We start from the raw sequence: 15,535 nt of genomic DNA, 5'->3' as shown, positions 1-15,535 counted from the left end.
TAAATCGCCGGAACGGAAAGTTGCGGGCGAGCTTGTCCAAAACAATTCGCACTCTGTCATCGATTTGTATTCAAACCTGCTTGACACCCAAACACGAACCCCGTAGTTAGCCGCTCATCGAACGGCGAGGGCCGCTTTGATGGGTGCGGAAGCATCTGGAATGCTTGAAATGAAATGCGGGTGTAGCTCAGTCGGTTAGAGTGCCGGCCTGTCACGCCGGAGGTCGCGGGTTCGAGCCCCGTCACTCGCGCCATTTCAAGGCAAATTTCGGATCTGCACCGGCTGAAAGGCCAAACAATGCGCGGGTGTAGCTCAGTCGGTTAGAGTGCCGGCCTGTCACGCCGGAGGTCGCGGGTTCGAGCCCCGTCACTCGCGCCATTCTCTCCAAGCCATTACAATCAAACATCAATTTATTGCGATTGCGAAGGAGCCTTTTCGCGCCAGCGCTGATTTGTCGCGTTGCCGTCGCAACACATTGATATCTACCGCTCGATAGTACCCTAACAGACAGATTCAAAAGGCTTGCGCGCGCGCTCCGCCTGCGCTAACCACGGCTCTGTTGCAACGCTCTTTCGCTTGCTGGGCATTTGCTCAGATGCGCCGCCCCGGCGCTGATCGCAAGCAGGGATGGACATGATGACTGGACTGCTCAGTTCCTATATTCCGATAGCGATTTTCATTGGTATTGCCGTGGTAATCGGCCTGGCGCTGTTGATCACGCCGTTCGCCGTCGCCTTCAAGGCGCCCGACTCGGAAAAGCTGTCGGCTTACGAATGCGGCTTCAATGCATTCGATGACGCCCGCATGAAGTTCGATATCCGCTTCTATCTCGTATCGATTCTCTTCATCATCTTCGATCTGGAAGTCGCCTTCCTTTTCCCGTGGGCCGTATCCTTCGGCGCCATCGGCTGGTTCGGGTTCTGGTCGATGATGGTGTTCCTCGCGGTGCTGACCATCGGCTTTATCTATGAATGGAAGAAGGGAGCCCTGGAATGGGAGTAGCCCCAAGCAACACGACGCTCGTGGCGCCACAGCCGAAGGGGATCATCGATCCCGCAACCGGCCGGCCGGTCGGCAGCAACGATCCGTTCTTCGGCGAAATCAACAACGAGCTCGCCGACAAGGGTTTTCTGGTCACCTCCACCGATGAGCTGATCAACTGGGCCCGTACCGGTTCCTTGATGTGGATGACTTTCGGACTTGCCTGCTGCGCTGTCGAGATGATGCAGGTTTCCATGCCGCGTTATGACGTGGAGCGCTTCGGTTTTGCGCCGCGCGCGTCGCCGCGCCAGTCCGACGTCATGATCGTCGCCGGCACGCTCACCAACAAGATGGCGCCCGCGCTTCGCAAGGTTTATGACCAGATGCCTGAGCCGCGTTACGTCATTTCGATGGGTTCCTGCGCCAACGGCGGCGGCTACTATCACTATTCCTATTCCGTCGTTCGCGGATGCGACCGTGTCGTTCCGATCGACATCTATATTCCGGGCTGTCCTCCCACGGCGGAGGCACTGCTTTACGGCGTGCTTCTGCTGCAGAAGAAGATCCGGCGCACTGGCACGATCGAACGGTAAGGCAGGGGACAAGGTACTATGAGTGAAGCCCTGAACGAACTCGCCGCCTACCTCACGGAAGTTCGCAGCGCCCTGATTTCCTCGAGCGAGATCAAGTACGGCGAGCTGAACGTGACGACGACGACCGAAAACGTTATCGCCCTGCTGACCTTTCTGCGTGACGACGCCAAGTGCGGTTTCGTCAACATGACGGATATTTGCGGCGTCGACTGGCCGCAGCGCGCCGAGCGTTTTGACGTGGTATACCATCTGCTGTCGCCCAAGAAGAACCTGCGCATTCGCGTCAAGGTTCCCGTCGGCGAAGATCAGCCCGTTCCCTCCGCTTGCGGCGTCTATCCCGGTGCCGATTGGTTCGAGCGTGAAACCTGGGACATGTACGGCGTTCTCTTCACCGGCCACCCGGATCTGCGCCGCCTGCTGACGGATTATGGTTTCGAAGGCCATCCGCTGCGCAAGGACTTCCCGACGACCGGTTTCGTCGAGGTTCGTTATGACGACGCCGCCAAGCGCGTTGTCTACGAGCCGGTAGAGCTGAAGCAGGAATTCCGCAACTTCGACTTTTTGTCTCCATGGGAGGGCACCGATTATGTGCTGCCCGGCGACGAGAAGGCGAAGGCATAATTTGATGGCGTGTGGCGGGCTTTCCAGCCTGCCATCCTCTGACATTCTGAAAACGCGAGCATCGCCGCCATGACAGAACATAACGTTCGCAACTTCAACATCAATTTCGGCCCGCAGCACCCGGCTGCGCACGGCGTTTTGCGTCTTGTCCTCGAACTGGACGGCGAAATTGTGGAACGCGTCGATCCGCATATCGGCCTGCTGCATCGCGGCACTGAAAAGCTGATCGAATCGAAGACCTATCTTCAGGCTGTTCCTTATTTCGACCGCCTCGACTACGTGGCGCCGATGAACCAGGAACACGCCTATGCGCTGGCCGTCGAAAAGCTGCTCGGCATCGATATTCCGATCCGCGGTCAGCTGATCCGCGTGCTCTATTCGGAAATCGGCCGTATCCTGTCGCATCTCCTCAACGTCACGACGCAAGCCATGGACGTCGGCGCGCTGACGCCGCCGCTCTGGGGCTTCGAAGAGCGCGAAAAGCTGATGGTGTTCTATGAGCGTGCCTCCGGCTCGCGCATGCACGCAGCGTACGTCCGTCCGGGTGGCGTTCACCAGGATCTTCCCGAAAAGCTCGTGCAGGATATTGGCGACTGGTGCGATCCCTTCCTGAAGGCGCTCGACGATATCGACGATCTCCTGACCGGTAACCGTATCTTCAAGCAGCGTAACGTCGATATCGGCGTAGTCTCGCTGGAAGACTGTTGGGCCTGGGGCTTCTCCGGCGTCATGGTCCGCGGCTCGGGTGCTGCTTGGGACTTGCGCAAGGCACAGCCTTACGAATGCTACGCCGATCTCGAATTCGACATTCCGATCGGCAAGAACGGCGACTGCTACGACCGTTACCTCATCCGCATGATCGAAATGCGCGAAGCCGTCCGCATCATGAAGCAGTGTGTCAATCGCCTGCTGGGTGATGCCAAGACCGGACCGGTTTCGTCGCTCGATGGTAAGGTCGTTCCGCCGAAGCGCGGCGAGATGAAGCGCTCGATGGAAGCGCTGATCCACCACTTCAAGCTTTACACCGAAGGCTATCACGTGCCCGCCGGCGAGGTTTATGCGGCTGTCGAAGCGCCGAAGGGCGAATTCGGCGTCTATCTCGTCTCGGACGGTTCCAACAAGCCGTATCGCTGCAAGATCCGTGCGCCGGGCTATGCGCATCTGCAGGCCATGGACTTCATGTGCCGCGGCCACCAGCTCGCCGACGTCGCGGCCGTGCTCGGCTCGCTCGATATCGTATTCGGTGAGGTGGATCGTTGATGCGAGCCTGGCAGGTCTTCATTCCAGCGCTTCTCGTCGCCTGCGGTGCTTCGGCACAGCAGACCGGCAAGACGCAGGGCCTGCCGAGCATCAACCTGCAGAATTCGAATTCGATCAATTCGAATTCTGCGAAAAGTGGAAGCGAGGTTACGTCGGGCGGAGATTCGACCATGGGTGACCTCCTTTCCCGCGGTTACGAGATCAAGGCCGCTGTGCCGAATGGCGGTAAGTTTGTTGTGTTTATGCAGAAAGACCAGTCGGCCTATGCCTGCGAATTCTCGTCTCTGACGAATACGCGGTGTGGGTCCTTAAACTGAGATAAGGCGTGAAAGATGTCCGTTCGTCGACTAGCCGAAGATCAATTCCAGCCTGCCGCCTTCGCTTTCAATGCGGAGAATGCGGTCTGGGCTGAAAAGACGATTCAGAAATATCCTGATGGTCGTCAGCAATCCGCGATCATCCCGCTGATGATGCGTGCGCAGGAGCAGGAAGGCTGGGTCACCAAGGCGGCTATCGAAACGATCGCCGACATGCTCGACATGGCCTATATCCGCGCGCTCGAAGTCGCGACTTTCTATACGCAGTTCCAGCTGCACCCGGTCGGTACGCGCGCCCACGTTCAGGTCTGCGGCACCACGCCCTGCATGCTGCGCGGCGCCGAGGGGCTGATCAAGGTCTGCAAGAGCCGGATCAACGATCACGCTTTCGAGCGCAATGCCGACGGTACGCTCTCCTGGGAAGAAGTCGAATGTCAGGGCGCCTGCGTCAACGCACCGATGGTGGTGATCGGCAAAGATACCTATGAGGATCTGACGCCGGCACGTCTCGAAGAAATCATCGATGCATTCGCCGCAGGCAAGGGCCATGAGATTCAGACCGGCCCGCAGATCGATCGCGTTTTCTCCGCTCCGGAAGGCGGCTTGACGTCGCTGCTTTCGGATGAGGCGAAGGCAAAGAGTGTCGCAAGCAAGACGGCCAAGGCCACTGCCGACGCCGTATCGATCCCGCCGTCGGAAGCCGGCCGCGCAAAAAGCACGGATGCCGAAACCAATCCCAGCCTGAAGACGCCGGCGACGGCGCCGAAGGAAGCAGCCAAGAATGCCAAAGCGGCCGAAACGCAGCCGCTTTCGGGCACTGCAGCCGCGGAACCCGCTGCCGGAAAGCCGTCGCTCGACGACAAAAATCGTCCCGCCGGTGTCGAAAGACCCGCGCAGCCGGACAATCTGCAGCTCATTTCAGGCGTTGGCCCGAAGATCGAAGGGACCTTGCATGAGCTCGGTATCTTCACCTTCACGCAGATTGCCAGTTGGAATGAGGCCGAGCGTCATTGGGTCGACGGCTATCTGAATTTCAAGGGCCGGATCGAGCGCGACGACTGGGTCAGGCAGGCTGAGGCACTCGCTAAGGGTGGCGAAGCGGAATATATCAAGGTCTTCGGCAAGAAGCCGCGGTAAGAGGTGAAGCATGTTACAGGATCAGGATCGCATCTTTACCAATATCTACGGCCTTAAGGACAAATCCCTGAAGGGCGCGATGTCGCGCGGCCATTGGGACGGCACGAAGCAAATCCTCGAAAAAGGCCGTGACTGGATCATCAACGAGATGAAGGCTTCCGGCCTTCGCGGCCGCGGGGGTGCAGGCTTCCCGACCGGTCTCAAGTGGTCCTTCATGCCGAAGGAAAGCGACGGGCGCCCGCATTATCTCGTCGTTAACGCCGACGAGTCCGAACCTGGCACCTGCAAGGACCGCGACATCATGCGTCACGATCCGCATACGCTGATCGAAGGCTGCGTCATCGCCGGCTTCGCTATGGGCGCGAATACTGCCTATATCTATGTGCGCGGCGAATACATGCGCGAGCGCGAAGCTCTGCAGGCTGCCATCGACGAGTGCTACGATGCCGGATTGCTGGGCAAAAACAACAAGCTCGGCTGGGATTTTGATGTTTTCGTTCATCACGGCGCCGGCGCTTACATCTGTGGCGAGGAAACCGCGCTGCTGGAAAGCCTGGAAGGCAAGAAGGGCCAACCGCGCCTGAAGCCGCCATTCCCGGCCAATATGGGTCTCTACGGTTGCCCCACGACGGTCAACAATGTCGAGTCGATCGCCGTAGCACCGACGATCCTGCGCCGCGGCGCCGGCTGGTTCTCCTCCTTCGGCCGCCCCAACAATGTCGGCACGAAGCTTTTCATGATCTCGGGCCACGTCAACCGTCCCTGCACGGTCGAAGAAACCATGGGCATCACCTTCCGCGAGCTGGTAGACAAGCATGCAGGCGGCGTCCGCGGCGGCTGGGACAACCTGCTTGCCGTCATCCCCGGCGGCGCATCGTGTCCGGTCGTTCCGGCGGCCGATATCATCGACTGCCCGATGGATTTCGACGGCCTGCGCGAAGTCAAGTCATCCTTCGGCACGGCTGCGGCGATCGTCATGGACAAGTCGACCGACATCATCAAGGCGATTGCCCGCATCTCGGCCTTCTTCAAGCATGAAAGCTGCGGCCAGTGCACGCCGTGCCGCGAAGGTACGGGCTGGATGTGGCGCGTTCTTGAGCGTATGGCTCGCGGCAACGCCCAGAAGCGCGAAATCGACATGCTGTTCCAGGTGACGAAGCAGATCGAAGGTCATACCATCTGTGCGCTCGGTGACGCAGCCGCATGGCCGGTTCAGGGCCTGATCCGCAATTTCCGTCCCGAGATCGAAAAGCGCATCGACCAGTACACCGCCAACGCGACGAGCCACGGCGCGGTTCTGGAAGCAGCCGAATAAGGATCGAAGATGGCGAAGACCAACGATATCAGGCAGGACAGCGGAGCGACCGATCGTGCATCGGCCGATCTCGGCCGCGCCGCTGCCGATATATTTGGGAATGCGCCGATCATGCCGATCCATCCGCTGATGGCCCATCCGGCCGCGGCCATAGCCGCTGCGACCGCAATCGGTTTCGGCTTTACCTCGCAACTGGCCGGCGCATTTCTTGGCGCTTTCCAGGGTGCCGTTGAAGCGACCACCAAATTGGCCGAAGCCCTGGAAGACGAAAAGCATCAGGCTGAAGCCGTTGCGAAGCCGACTGCTGCGAATGGCGGGGCAGGGGACGCAAAGCCTGTAAAGCCAGCGCCCGTTGTCAAGACAGCTGCGCCGAAGCCAGTCGCATCGGAGCCGGCTGCTGCCAAGCAGAAGGCGGTTGGCTTAAAGAAGGCTGAGCCGAAGCCCGTAGTTGCCGCGCCCAAGGCCGCGACGACAACTGCAAAGAAGACGGCGAAGGCTGAAGCCGCTTCACCGGTTGCCCCAAAGGCGGCTCCTGCGCGCGGCCGCAAGGCGGCTGAGAAGGCTGACGACCTGAAGCGGATTTCCGGCATAGGTCCGAAGCTTGAGCAGGTGCTGAACGGACGGGGCATCAAGCGATTTGCCGATATTGCCGCCTGGAGCGATGCCGATATCGAGCGGATCGACACGGAGCTTGGCTTCGACGGCCGCATCCGGCGCGACGACTGGGTTGGCCAGGCGAAGGCGCTGCTGCCGAAGGGCCGGAGCTGAGATTTTTCCTCGGCTAGATTGCTGCCGGGGAGGGTGAATGAATGCGGGTGAGATCATTGTGGAGATGTCCGCAGTGTTTCGGTCGCAAAGCTGGTCTTGCGGGGACAAGATTCAGCAAAGCTTATTGTGAGCAAGCCGGTGCTATCAGGCGTTTCAGCCGCCCCGATGGCAACCCGGTTTGCGATCATGAAATTGTCTGCGGCCAGGTTGGGCTGGAGACGTGACATAGGACTGAGTGGACGATGGCTAAACTGAAGATTGACGGTAAAGAGATCGAAGTTCCGGATCACTACACGCTTATCCAGGCGTGCGAGGAAGCCGGTGCCGAAGTCCCGCGCTTCTGCTTCCATGAACGACTGTCGGTGGCCGGCAATTGCCGCATGTGCCTCGTCGAGGTGAAGGGTGGCCCACCGAAGCCGCAGGCATCCTGCGCCATGGGCGTGCGCGATATTCGCGGCGGCCCGAACGGCGAGCTTCCGGAAGTCTTTACCAACACGCCGATGGTCAAGAAGGCCCGCGAAGGCGTGATGGAATTCCTGCTGATTAACCACCCGCTGGATTGCCCGATCTGCGACCAGGGCGGCGAATGCGACCTGCAGGACCAGGCCATGGCCTTCGGTATCGACTCCTCTCGTTATCAGGAAGATAAGCGCGCGGTCGAAGACAAGTATATCGGCCCGCTCGTCAAGACCGTGATGAACCGCTGCATTCACTGCACGCGCTGCGTCCGCTTCACGACGGAAGTTGCCGGCATCTCCGAACTCGGCCTCATCGGCCGCGGCGAGGATGCTGAAATCACCACCTATCTCGAGCAGGCGATGACCTCCGAGCTGCAGGGCAACGTCGTTGACCTTTGCCCGGTCGGCGCTCTGACCTCCAAGCCTTTCGCATTCACGGCTCGTCCGTGGGAACTGAACAAGACCGAATCGATCGACGTCATGGACGCTCTCGGCTCGGCGATCCGCGTCGATACCCGCGGCCGTGAAGTCATGCGCGTTCTGCCGAGGGTCAACGAGCAGATCAACGAGGAGTGGATCTCCGACAAGACCCGCTTCATCTGGGACGGCCTGAAGACGCAGCGCCTCGACAAGCCCTATGTCCGCAAGGACGGCCGCTTGCAGCCGGCGACCTGGAGCGACGCTTTCGCCGCCATCAAGTCTGCCGTTTCCGCCACCAGCGGCGACAAGATCGGCGCGGTCGCCGGCGATCTCGCTTCGGTCGAGGAAATGTACGCCCTCGGCGAGCTGCTGAAGTCGTTGGGATCGGAAAATCTCGACTGTCGCCAGGACGGGACGGCGCTTGATCCGTCGCTTGGCCGTGCAAGCTACATCTTCAACCCGAGCATCCAGGGTATCGAAGCCGCTGACGCGCTGCTGATCGTTGGTGCTAATCCGCGCTTCGAAGCGGCCGTCATGAATTCGCGCATCCGCAAGCGCTGGCGCCGCGGCAAGTTCCCGATCGGCGTGATCGGTGAAGCTGCAGATCTTCGCTACTCCTATGATTATCTCGGCGCAGGCCCGGACACGCTGGCCGATCTCGTCAGTGGCTCGCACAGCTTCGCCGACGTCCTGAAGAACGCTCAGAAGCCGATGATCATCATCGGCCAGGGCGCTCTCACCCGTGAAGATGGTGCCGAGGTTCTGGCAAATGCCGCCAAACTCGCTGCCGCCGTTGGCGTCGTCAAGGAAGACTGGAACGGTTTTGCCGTGCTGCACACGGCAGCTGCGCGCGTCGGCGGCCTTGATCTCGGCTTCGTGCCGGGCGCAAAGGGCGTCAATGCCGCCACCATGCTGTCGTCGATGGACGTCCTCTTCCTGCTGGGCGCCGATGAACTCGACTTCAGCCGCAAGGGCGCGAAGTTCACGGTCTATATCGGCTCGCATGGTGATAACGGCGCTCAGAACGCCGATGTCATCCTTCCGGCGGCCGCCTATACCGAAAAGTCGGGTACCTGGGTCAATACCGAAGGCCGCGTCCAGATGGGCAACCGTGCCGGTTTCGCACCGGGCGACGCCCGCGAGGACTGGGCGATCATCCGTGCTCTTTCCGACGTGCTCGGCAAGAAGCTTCCCTTTGATTCGCTGAGAGAATTGCGGGCCAAGCTCTATGCAGCCTTCCCGCATTTCGCCGGGATCGACGAGATTGCGGAAGGCGATAGCGCCCAAATTGCCGCACTTGCGAAAAAAGCCGGCACGATGGGCAAATCGGCATTTGCTTCGCCGATCAAAGACTTCTATTTGACGAACCCGATAACGCGCGCGTCGGCTGTCATGGCCGAATGCTCGGCATTGGCCCGCAACAATTTCCGCGTTGCGGCAGAGTAAGGGCAGAGGACTATGGATTCATTCGTTTCGACCTATCTCTGGCCGGCGCTGATCATGATCGGCCAGTCCCTGCTGCTCCTGGTCTGCCTGCTGATCTTCATCGCCTACATTCTGCTTGCCGACCGCAAGATCTGGGCAGCCGTCCAGCTGCGCCGCGGCCCGAACGTCGTCGGCCCCTTCGGTCTGTTCCAGTCCTTCGCTGACTTGCTGAAGTTCATGTTCAAGGAGCCGATCATCCCCGCCGGCGCCAACAAGACCGTGTTCCTGCTGGCGCCGCTGGTTTCCGTGGTGCTGGCGCTGTCGACCTGGGCCGTCGTGCCTGTTGCGCAGAACTGGGTCGTCGCCGATATCAACGTCGGCATCCTCTACATTCTGGCGATCTCGTCGCTCGAAGTTTACGGCATCATCATGGGCGGCTGGGCTTCGAACTCGAAGTATCCGTTCCTCGGCGCGCTCCGTTCGGCGGCGCAGATGGTGTCCTACGAAGTTTCGATCGGCCTCGTCATCGTCACCGTTCTGCTCTGCGTCGGTTCGCTGAACCTGACGGATATCGTGCTGTCGCAGCAGACCGGCCTCGGCACCAAGCTCGGCCTGCCGGCCTCGTTCCTCGACTGGCACTGGCTGTCGCTCTTCCCGATGTTCATCGTGTTCTTCATTTCGGCGCTCGCTGAAACGAACCGTCCGCCTTTCGACCTTCCGGAAGCGGAATCGGAGCTGGTTGCCGGCTTCATGGTCGAATACGGCTCTTCGCCTTACATGATGTTCATGCTCGGCGAATATGCCGCCGTCGTCCTGATGTGCTCGCTGACGACGATCCTATTCCTCGGCGGTTGGCTGCCCCCGGTCGATATCTGGATCCTGAACTGGGTTCCGGGCATCGTCTGGTTCCTGCTGAAGTCGTGCTTTGTGTTCTTCATGTTCGCGATGGTGAAGGCCTTCGTGCCGCGCTACCGCTATGACCAGCTCATGCGCCTTGGCTGGAAGGTTTTCCTGCCGCTGTCGCTCGCCATGGTCGTTATCGTTGCATTCGTGCTGAAGCTGACGGGATGGGCATGATGATGTCGATCCTCGCTTCAAGCAGATTTGGAGGTTGAAGATGGCCGGAATTTCCAACGCCGTCAGCTCGCTGTTCCTCAAGGAATTTGTCGGCGCATTCTTTTTGTCGATGCGTTACTTCTTCAAGCAGAAGGCAACGATCAACTACCCCTTCGAAAAGGGGCCGGTCAGCCCGCGCTTCCGCGGCGAACATGCGCTGCGCCGCTATCCCAACGGCGAAGAGCGCTGCATCGCCTGCAAGCTCTGCGAAGCCATCTGTCCTGCCCAGGCCATCACCATCGAGGCCGGGCCGCGCCGCAACGACGGCACCCGCCGCACGGTGCGTTACGACATCGACATGGTGAAGTGCATCTATTGCGGCTTCTGCCAGGAAGCCTGCCCGGTCGACGCCATCGTCGAAGGGCCGAACTTCGAATTCGCCACCGAGACCCGCGAAGAGCTCTATTTCGACAAGGCGCGGCTTTTGGACAATGGCGACCGCTGGGAACGCGAAATCGCGCGCAACATCGCGATGGATTCGCCATACCGCTGAGCGGAATTCTGAATATGTCGCGACGGGCGGCCGATTGTCGCCGTCGCGGTTGAATCTAGACCGGAGTTTTGTCGGACCTGTCGTCCGGCCGAGCTCCATCGGGCAGGGAAACTCCCGGCTGCCCGGGGGAAGACGAAAAAGGCACCAACATGGGTCTGCAGGCTCTTTTTTTCTATATCTTCGCCTTTGTCGCTGTGGCGTCGGCGTTCATGGTCATCTCGGCGCGGAATCCGGTCCATTCGGTCCTGTTCCTCATCCTGGTTTTCTTCAACGCGGCCGGCCTCTTCCTCTTGATGGGGGCTGAGTTCCTGGCGATGATCCTGCTGGTCGTTTATGTCGGCGCCGTGGCGGTTCTCTTCCTCTTCGTCGTCATGATGCTCGATATCGACTTCTCCGAGCTCAGGGCCGGCATTCTGGAATACGCACCGATCGGCGCGCTGATCGGCGTTATCCTGGCGGCAGAGCTGATCGTCGTCATCGGCGGCAGCGTCATCTCGCCGACCGTTGCCAAGACCGTCGCCATGCCGATCCCGGCCCTGACGCAGCGGACGAACACCGCCGCCCTCGGCGACGTGCTCTATACCAATTACGTTTATTTCTTCGAGATCGCTGGCCTCGTTCTGCTGGTCGCGATGATCGGCGCAATCGTGCTGACGCTGAAGCATCGCACGCACATCAAGCGCCAGAACATTTCCCAACAGGTCGCCCGCACGCCCGCGACCGCCGTCGAGGTGGTCAAGGTCAAGCCGGGGCAGGGCGTCTGAGGCGAGGCACGAGGATCAAAGGAACAAGAACATGGTCATCGGACTTTCCCATTACCTCACGGTCAGCGCCATCCTCTTCGTGCTCGGCGTCTTCGGTATCTTTCTGAACCGCAAGAATGTCATCATCATCCTGATGTCGGTCGAACTCATATTGCTCGCCGTCAACATCAACATGGTCGCCTTCTCGTCGTTCCTCAACGACATCGTCGGCCAGGTTTTCGCTCTATTCATTTTGACCGTCGCTGCGGCTGAAGCTGCAATCGGTCTTGCAATTCTCGTCGTCTTCTACCGTAACCGCGGCTCGATCGCTGTCGAAGACGTCAACGTGATGAAGGGCTGATAAAGCTATGTTCTTATATAAGGCTATCGTCTTTCTTCCCCTGATTGGTGCTGTTATCGCCGGCCTTTTCGGCCGCGCGATCGGCGCCAAGGCTTCGGAATATGTTACCACCGGCCTGATGATCATCGCGGCCGTCCTTTCATGGATCGTCTTCTTTACGGTGGCGCTTGGCCATACTGATGGCCCGATCAAGGTCGAAGTCCTGCGCTGGATCCAGTCCGGCGGCATCGACGTTTCCTGGGCGCTGCGCGTCGACACATTGACCTCTGTGATGTTGATCGTCGTGAACTCGGTTTCGACCCTGGTTCACGTCTATTCGATCGGATACATGCATCACGATCCGCATCGTCCGCGCTTCTTCGCCTATCTCTCGCTCTTCACCTTCGCCATGCTGATGCTGGTGACATCCGACAACCTCGCCCAGATGTTCTTCGGCTGGGAAGGCGTCGGTCTCGCCTCCTATCTGCTGATCGGCTTCTGGTTCAAGAAGCCGTCCGCTTCGGCCGCTGCGATGAAGGCCTTCATCGTCAACCGCGTTGGCGACTTCGGCTTCGTTCTCGGCATCGCAGGCGTCTTCGTCCTCTTCGGCTCGATCAATTTCGATGTGATTTTCGGCAATGCCCAGAGCTTCGCTTCCGGGCAGGGCGGCCAGCCGACCGATATCGTGCTCAATTTTCTCGGCATGCATCTCGATCGCGGCCACGCACTGACAGCCGTCTGCCTGCTGCTCTTCATGGGCGCAATGGGTAAATCGGCGCAGTTCCTGCTGCACACCTGGCTGCCGGACGCCATGGAAGGCCCGACGCCGGTTTCGGCGCTCATCCATGCGGCAACCATGGTCACCGCAGGCGTCTTCCTCGTCGCCCGCATGTCGCCGATCTTCGAACTGTCGCCGGATGCGCTGACCTTCGTTACCGTCATCGGCGCGATCACGGCCTTCTTCGCCGCGACCGTCGGCCTCGTGCAGAACGACATCAAGCGCGTCATTGCTTACTCGACCTGTTCGCAGCTCGGCTACATGTTCGTAGCCCTTGGCGTCGGCGCTTACGGTGCTGCGATCTTCCATCTCTTCACCCACGCCTTCTTCAAGGCTCTGCTCTTCCTCTGCGCCGGCTCGGTCATCCACGCCGTCGACGGCGAGCAGGACATGCGCCACATGGGTGGCCTGCGCCCGCATATTCAGAAGACCTTCTGGATGATGATCATCGGCACGCTGGCGATCACCGGCGTCGGCATTCCGCTGACCCATATCGGTTTCGCCGGCTTCCTGTCGAAGGATGCGATCATCCTGGCAGCCTTCGCCTCGCACAACGCAGCCGCCGGCTTCGCCTTCACGCTGCTGGTCATCGCCGCGATGTTTACCAGCTTCTATTCCTGGCGCCTGATCTTCATGACCTTCTTCGGCAAGCCGCGCGCTTCGCACGAGGTGATGCACCACGTGCATGAATCGCCGAATGTCATGCTGATCCCGCTTTACCTGCTGGCGATCGGCGCCGTTGCTGCGGGCATGTATTTCAACGCCGATTTCGTCGGCCACGCCTACGAGGAATTCTGGAAGCATGCGCTGTTCACGCTCCCGGACAACAAGATCCTCGAGGAAATGGAACATGCGCCTGTCTGGGTTGAGCTCAGCCCCTTCATCGCCATGCTCCTCGGTCTCGTCACCGCCTGGTACTTCTACATCAGGTCGCCGGAAACGCCGCGCCGCCTCGCTCAGCAGCAGCGCGTCCTCTACGAGTTCCTGCTGAACAAGTGGTACTTCGACGAACTCTATGACTTCCTCTTCGTCCGCTCCGCCAAGGCGCTTGGCCGCTTCCTCTGGAAGAAGGGCGACATCGGGGTCATCGACACCATCGGCCCGAACGGCATCGCCGCCCGCGTCGTCGATGTCACCAACCGCGTCGTGCGCCTGCAGACCGGCTACCTTTATCACTATGCCTTCGCGATGCTCCTCGGTATCGCAGCCCTCGTTACCTGGATGATGCTCGGGAGTTCCCTCTGATGACCGATTGGCCCATTCTTTCAACGGTCACCTTCCTGCCGCTGGTCGGCGTTCTCCTTCTGCTGTTCACGCAGGAGAACGGCGCCAACGGCCGCCGGAACGTCCTGAACATTTCGCTGGCGACGACTATCGTCACTTTCATCGTGTCGCTCTTCGTCTGGATTTGGTTCGACAACGCCAATCCGGGCTTCCAGCTCGTCGAAAAGCATGAATGGCTGACGAGTGGCATCAGCTATCACATGGGCGTTGATGGCATTTCCATGCTGTTCGTCATTCTGTCGACCTTCCTGATGCCCTTCTGCGTGCTGGCAAGCTGGCTCTCGGTCGAAAAGCGCCTGAAGGACTACATGATCGCCTTCCTCGTCCTTGAGACGATGATGATCGGCGTGTTCGTGTCGCTTGACATCGTGCTGTTCTACGTCTTCTTCGAAGCCGGCCTCATCCCGATGTTCCTGATCATCGGCGTCTGGGGCGGCAAGGACCGCGTCTACGCCAGCTACAAGTTCTTCCTCTACACGCTGCTCGGCTCCGTGCTGATGCTGCTCGCCATCATGGCGATGTACTGGCAGGCTGGTACGACCGACATCCCGACGCTGCTCGCTTACAAGTTCCCGCCGCAGCTGCAGACCTGGCTATGGCTCGCCTTCTTCGCCTCCTTCGCCGTGAAGATGCCGATGTGGCCGGTTCACACCTGGCTTCCGGATGCACACGTTCAGGCGCCGACGGCAGGCTCGGTCATCCTGGCAGGCGTTCTCCTGAAGCTCGGCGGCTACGGCCTCATCCGCTTCTCGCTCGGCATGTTCCCGAACGCCTCGGAATATTTCGCTCCGCTCGTCTTCGCACTCTCGGTCATCGCCATCATCTACACCTCGCTCGTGGCGATGATGCAGGACGACATCAAGAAGCTGATCGCCTATTCGTCGGTCGCCCACATGGGCTACGTGACGATGGGTATCTTCGCGGCCAACCAGCAGGGCGTCCAGGGTGCGATCTTCCAGATGCTGTCGCACGGCATCGTCTCGGGGGCGCTCTTCCTCTGCGTCGGCGTGATCTATGACCGCACCCACACCCGCGAGATCGCGGCTTACGGCGGCTTGGTCAACAACATGCCGAAATATGCCGTCGCCATGATGGTCTTCACCATGGCCAATGTCGGTCTGCCCGGCACCTCCGGCTTCATCGGCGAATTCCTGACCCTGATCGGCGTCTTCCGCGCCAATACGTGGGTTGCGCTCTTTGCCGCGACCGGCGTGATCCTGTCGGCAGCTTACGCGCTCTGGCTCTACCGCCGCGTGATTTTCGGCGCGCTGGAGAAGGAAAACCTGAAGAAGCTTCTGGATCTGTCGCCGCGTGAACAGCTGATCCTCTATCCGCTGATCGCTTTGACGATCCTCTTCGGCGTCTATCCGGCTCCGATTTTCGATGCCACGGCGGCATCGGTGGATCTGCTGGTGAACAATTATACCGCTGCCCTGCACGCTGCGCAGAATGTTGCGCTGTCGATGAATTGATGACGGGACCTATT

15 protein-coding genes and 2 tRNA genes are annotated in these 15,535 nt (G+C 59.9%); all 17 read left to right on the top strand.

All coding sequences use genetic code 11. From position 1 onward, the window contains the following. The first annotated feature begins 176 nt into the window (after nucleotides 1-176). The 17 genes from FBZ99_RS03695 (at nucleotide 177) to FBZ99_RS03615 (ending at nucleotide 15,521) form a co-directional block, all read left to right on the top strand. A tRNA-Asp gene (locus FBZ99_RS03695) sits at nucleotides 177-253 on the top strand. A 48-nt stretch (nucleotides 254-301) separates the two neighbouring features. Then, nucleotides 302-378 (top strand) — tRNA-Asp (locus FBZ99_RS03690). 258 nt (nucleotides 379-636) lie between these two features. Further along, nucleotides 637-1,002, top strand: coding sequence for an NADH-quinone oxidoreductase subunit A (locus tag FBZ99_RS03685; RefSeq protein ID WP_028754004.1), 366 nt, complete (start codon nucleotides 637-639; stop codon nucleotides 1,000-1,002). Continuing rightward, entirely contained in the window at nucleotides 993-1,574 is a 582-nt protein-coding gene (locus FBZ99_RS03680) for a NuoB/complex I 20 kDa subunit family protein (RefSeq protein ID WP_015339504.1), read from the top strand. The genes FBZ99_RS03685 and FBZ99_RS03680 overlap by 10 nt, the downstream gene beginning before the upstream one ends. Nucleotides 1,575-1,592: 18 nt before the next feature. Then, entirely contained in the window at nucleotides 1,593-2,195 is a 603-nt protein-coding gene (locus tag FBZ99_RS03675) for an NADH-quinone oxidoreductase subunit C (protein ID WP_069614978.1), read from the top strand. Nucleotides 2,196-2,264: 69 nt separating this feature from the next. Further along, entirely contained in the window at nucleotides 2,265-3,455 is a 1,191-nt protein-coding gene (locus tag FBZ99_RS03670) for an NADH-quinone oxidoreductase subunit D (protein WP_113328981.1), read from the top strand. Continuing rightward, entirely contained in the window at nucleotides 3,455-3,772 is a 318-nt protein-coding gene (locus tag FBZ99_RS03665; RefSeq protein WP_113328980.1) for a hypothetical protein, read from the top strand. The genes FBZ99_RS03670 and FBZ99_RS03665 overlap by 1 nt, the downstream gene beginning before the upstream one ends. 15 nt (nucleotides 3,773-3,787) lie before the next feature. Then, complete coding sequence (locus FBZ99_RS03660) at nucleotides 3,788-4,909, top strand: NADH-quinone oxidoreductase subunit E (RefSeq protein ID WP_113328979.1); 1,122 nt, start codon at nucleotides 3,788-3,790, stop codon at nucleotides 4,907-4,909. Nucleotides 4,910-4,919: 10 nt separating this feature from the next. After that, complete coding sequence (gene nuoF / locus FBZ99_RS03655; protein ID WP_069614974.1) at nucleotides 4,920-6,224, top strand: NADH-quinone oxidoreductase subunit NuoF; 1,305 nt, start codon at nucleotides 4,920-4,922, stop codon at nucleotides 6,222-6,224. A gap of 9 nt (nucleotides 6,225-6,233) precedes the next feature. Continuing rightward, nucleotides 6,234-6,992 carry a 5' DNA nuclease gene (locus FBZ99_RS03650; protein WP_113328978.1) on the top strand — a complete coding sequence of 253 codons (759 nt, stop codon included), beginning with the start codon at nucleotides 6,234-6,236 and terminating at the stop codon, nucleotides 6,990-6,992. A gap of 242 nt (nucleotides 6,993-7,234) precedes the next feature. Further along, nucleotides 7,235-9,316 carry an NADH-quinone oxidoreductase subunit NuoG gene (gene nuoG, locus FBZ99_RS03645; protein WP_145631399.1) on the top strand — a complete coding sequence of 694 codons (2,082 nt, stop codon included), beginning with the start codon at nucleotides 7,235-7,237 and terminating at the stop codon, nucleotides 9,314-9,316. A 12-nt stretch (nucleotides 9,317-9,328) separates the two neighbouring features. After that, the gene (gene nuoH / locus FBZ99_RS03640; RefSeq protein WP_113328976.1) at nucleotides 9,329-10,372 is read left to right on the top strand and encodes an NADH-quinone oxidoreductase subunit NuoH; all 1,044 of its coding nucleotides are present in this window, start codon (nucleotides 9,329-9,331) and stop codon (nucleotides 10,370-10,372) included. A 40-nt stretch (nucleotides 10,373-10,412) separates the two neighbouring features. Then, complete coding sequence (gene nuoI, locus FBZ99_RS03635; protein ID WP_112511122.1) at nucleotides 10,413-10,904, top strand: NADH-quinone oxidoreductase subunit NuoI; 492 nt, start codon at nucleotides 10,413-10,415, stop codon at nucleotides 10,902-10,904. A gap of 149 nt (nucleotides 10,905-11,053) precedes the next feature. After that, nucleotides 11,054-11,668 carry an NADH-quinone oxidoreductase subunit J gene (locus tag FBZ99_RS03630; protein WP_069614970.1) on the top strand — a complete coding sequence of 205 codons (615 nt, stop codon included), beginning with the start codon at nucleotides 11,054-11,056 and terminating at the stop codon, nucleotides 11,666-11,668. 31 nt (nucleotides 11,669-11,699) lie between these two features. Continuing rightward, the gene (gene nuoK / locus FBZ99_RS03625; protein ID WP_007689961.1) at nucleotides 11,700-12,008 is read left to right on the top strand and encodes an NADH-quinone oxidoreductase subunit NuoK; all 309 of its coding nucleotides are present in this window, start codon (nucleotides 11,700-11,702) and stop codon (nucleotides 12,006-12,008) included. Nucleotides 12,009-12,015: 7 nt separating this feature from the next. Then, on the top strand, nucleotides 12,016-14,010 hold the full coding sequence (gene nuoL / locus FBZ99_RS03620) for an NADH-quinone oxidoreductase subunit L (protein WP_145631397.1): 1,995 nt from the start codon (nucleotides 12,016-12,018) through the stop codon (nucleotides 14,008-14,010). Next, entirely contained in the window at nucleotides 14,010-15,521 is a 1,512-nt protein-coding gene (locus FBZ99_RS03615) for an NADH-quinone oxidoreductase subunit M (RefSeq protein ID WP_069614968.1), read from the top strand. Before nuoL ends, FBZ99_RS03615 begins: the two co-directional genes overlap by 1 nt. Nucleotides 15,522-15,535: the final 14 nt, after the last annotated feature.

Source organism: Rhizobium sp. ERR 1071 (genome assembly GCF_007828675.1).
Classification (GTDB): Bacteria; Pseudomonadota; Alphaproteobacteria; order Rhizobiales; family Rhizobiaceae; genus Rhizobium; species Rhizobium dioscoreae.
Note: the sequence above shows the minus strand (reverse complement) of the source record. Positions and strands in the feature narration are given on the sequence as shown.

Bases quoted from the DNA above. Each gene is read 5' to 3' on its own strand.
- FBZ99_RS03685 (WP_028754004.1), top strand. From the start codon at position 637: ATGACTGGACTGCTCAGTTCCTATATTCCGATAGCGATTTTCATTGGT.
- FBZ99_RS03680 (WP_015339504.1), top strand. From the start codon at position 993: ATGGGAGTAGCCCCAAGCAACACGACGCTCGTGGCGCCACAGCCGAAG.
- FBZ99_RS03675 (WP_069614978.1), top strand. From the start codon at position 1,593: ATGAGTGAAGCCCTGAACGAACTCGCCGCCTACCTCACGGAAGTTCGC.
- FBZ99_RS03670 (WP_113328981.1), top strand. From the start codon at position 2,265: ATGACAGAACATAACGTTCGCAACTTCAACATCAATTTCGGCCCGCAG.
- FBZ99_RS03665 (WP_113328980.1), top strand. From the start codon at position 3,455: ATGCGAGCCTGGCAGGTCTTCATTCCAGCGCTTCTCGTCGCCTGCGGT.
- FBZ99_RS03660 (WP_113328979.1), top strand. From the start codon at position 3,788: ATGTCCGTTCGTCGACTAGCCGAAGATCAATTCCAGCCTGCCGCCTTC.
- nuoF (WP_069614974.1), top strand. From the start codon at position 4,920: ATGTTACAGGATCAGGATCGCATCTTTACCAATATCTACGGCCTTAAG.
- FBZ99_RS03650 (WP_113328978.1), top strand. From the start codon at position 6,234: ATGGCGAAGACCAACGATATCAGGCAGGACAGCGGAGCGACCGATCGT.
- nuoG (WP_145631399.1), top strand. From the start codon at position 7,235: ATGGCTAAACTGAAGATTGACGGTAAAGAGATCGAAGTTCCGGATCAC.
- nuoH (WP_113328976.1), top strand. From the start codon at position 9,329: ATGGATTCATTCGTTTCGACCTATCTCTGGCCGGCGCTGATCATGATC.
- nuoI (WP_112511122.1), top strand. From the start codon at position 10,413: ATGGCCGGAATTTCCAACGCCGTCAGCTCGCTGTTCCTCAAGGAATTT.
- FBZ99_RS03630 (WP_069614970.1), top strand. From the start codon at position 11,054: ATGGGTCTGCAGGCTCTTTTTTTCTATATCTTCGCCTTTGTCGCTGTG.
- nuoK (WP_007689961.1), top strand. From the start codon at position 11,700: ATGGTCATCGGACTTTCCCATTACCTCACGGTCAGCGCCATCCTCTTC.
- nuoL (WP_145631397.1), top strand. From the start codon at position 12,016: ATGTTCTTATATAAGGCTATCGTCTTTCTTCCCCTGATTGGTGCTGTT.
- FBZ99_RS03615 (WP_069614968.1), top strand. From the start codon at position 14,010: ATGACCGATTGGCCCATTCTTTCAACGGTCACCTTCCTGCCGCTGGTC.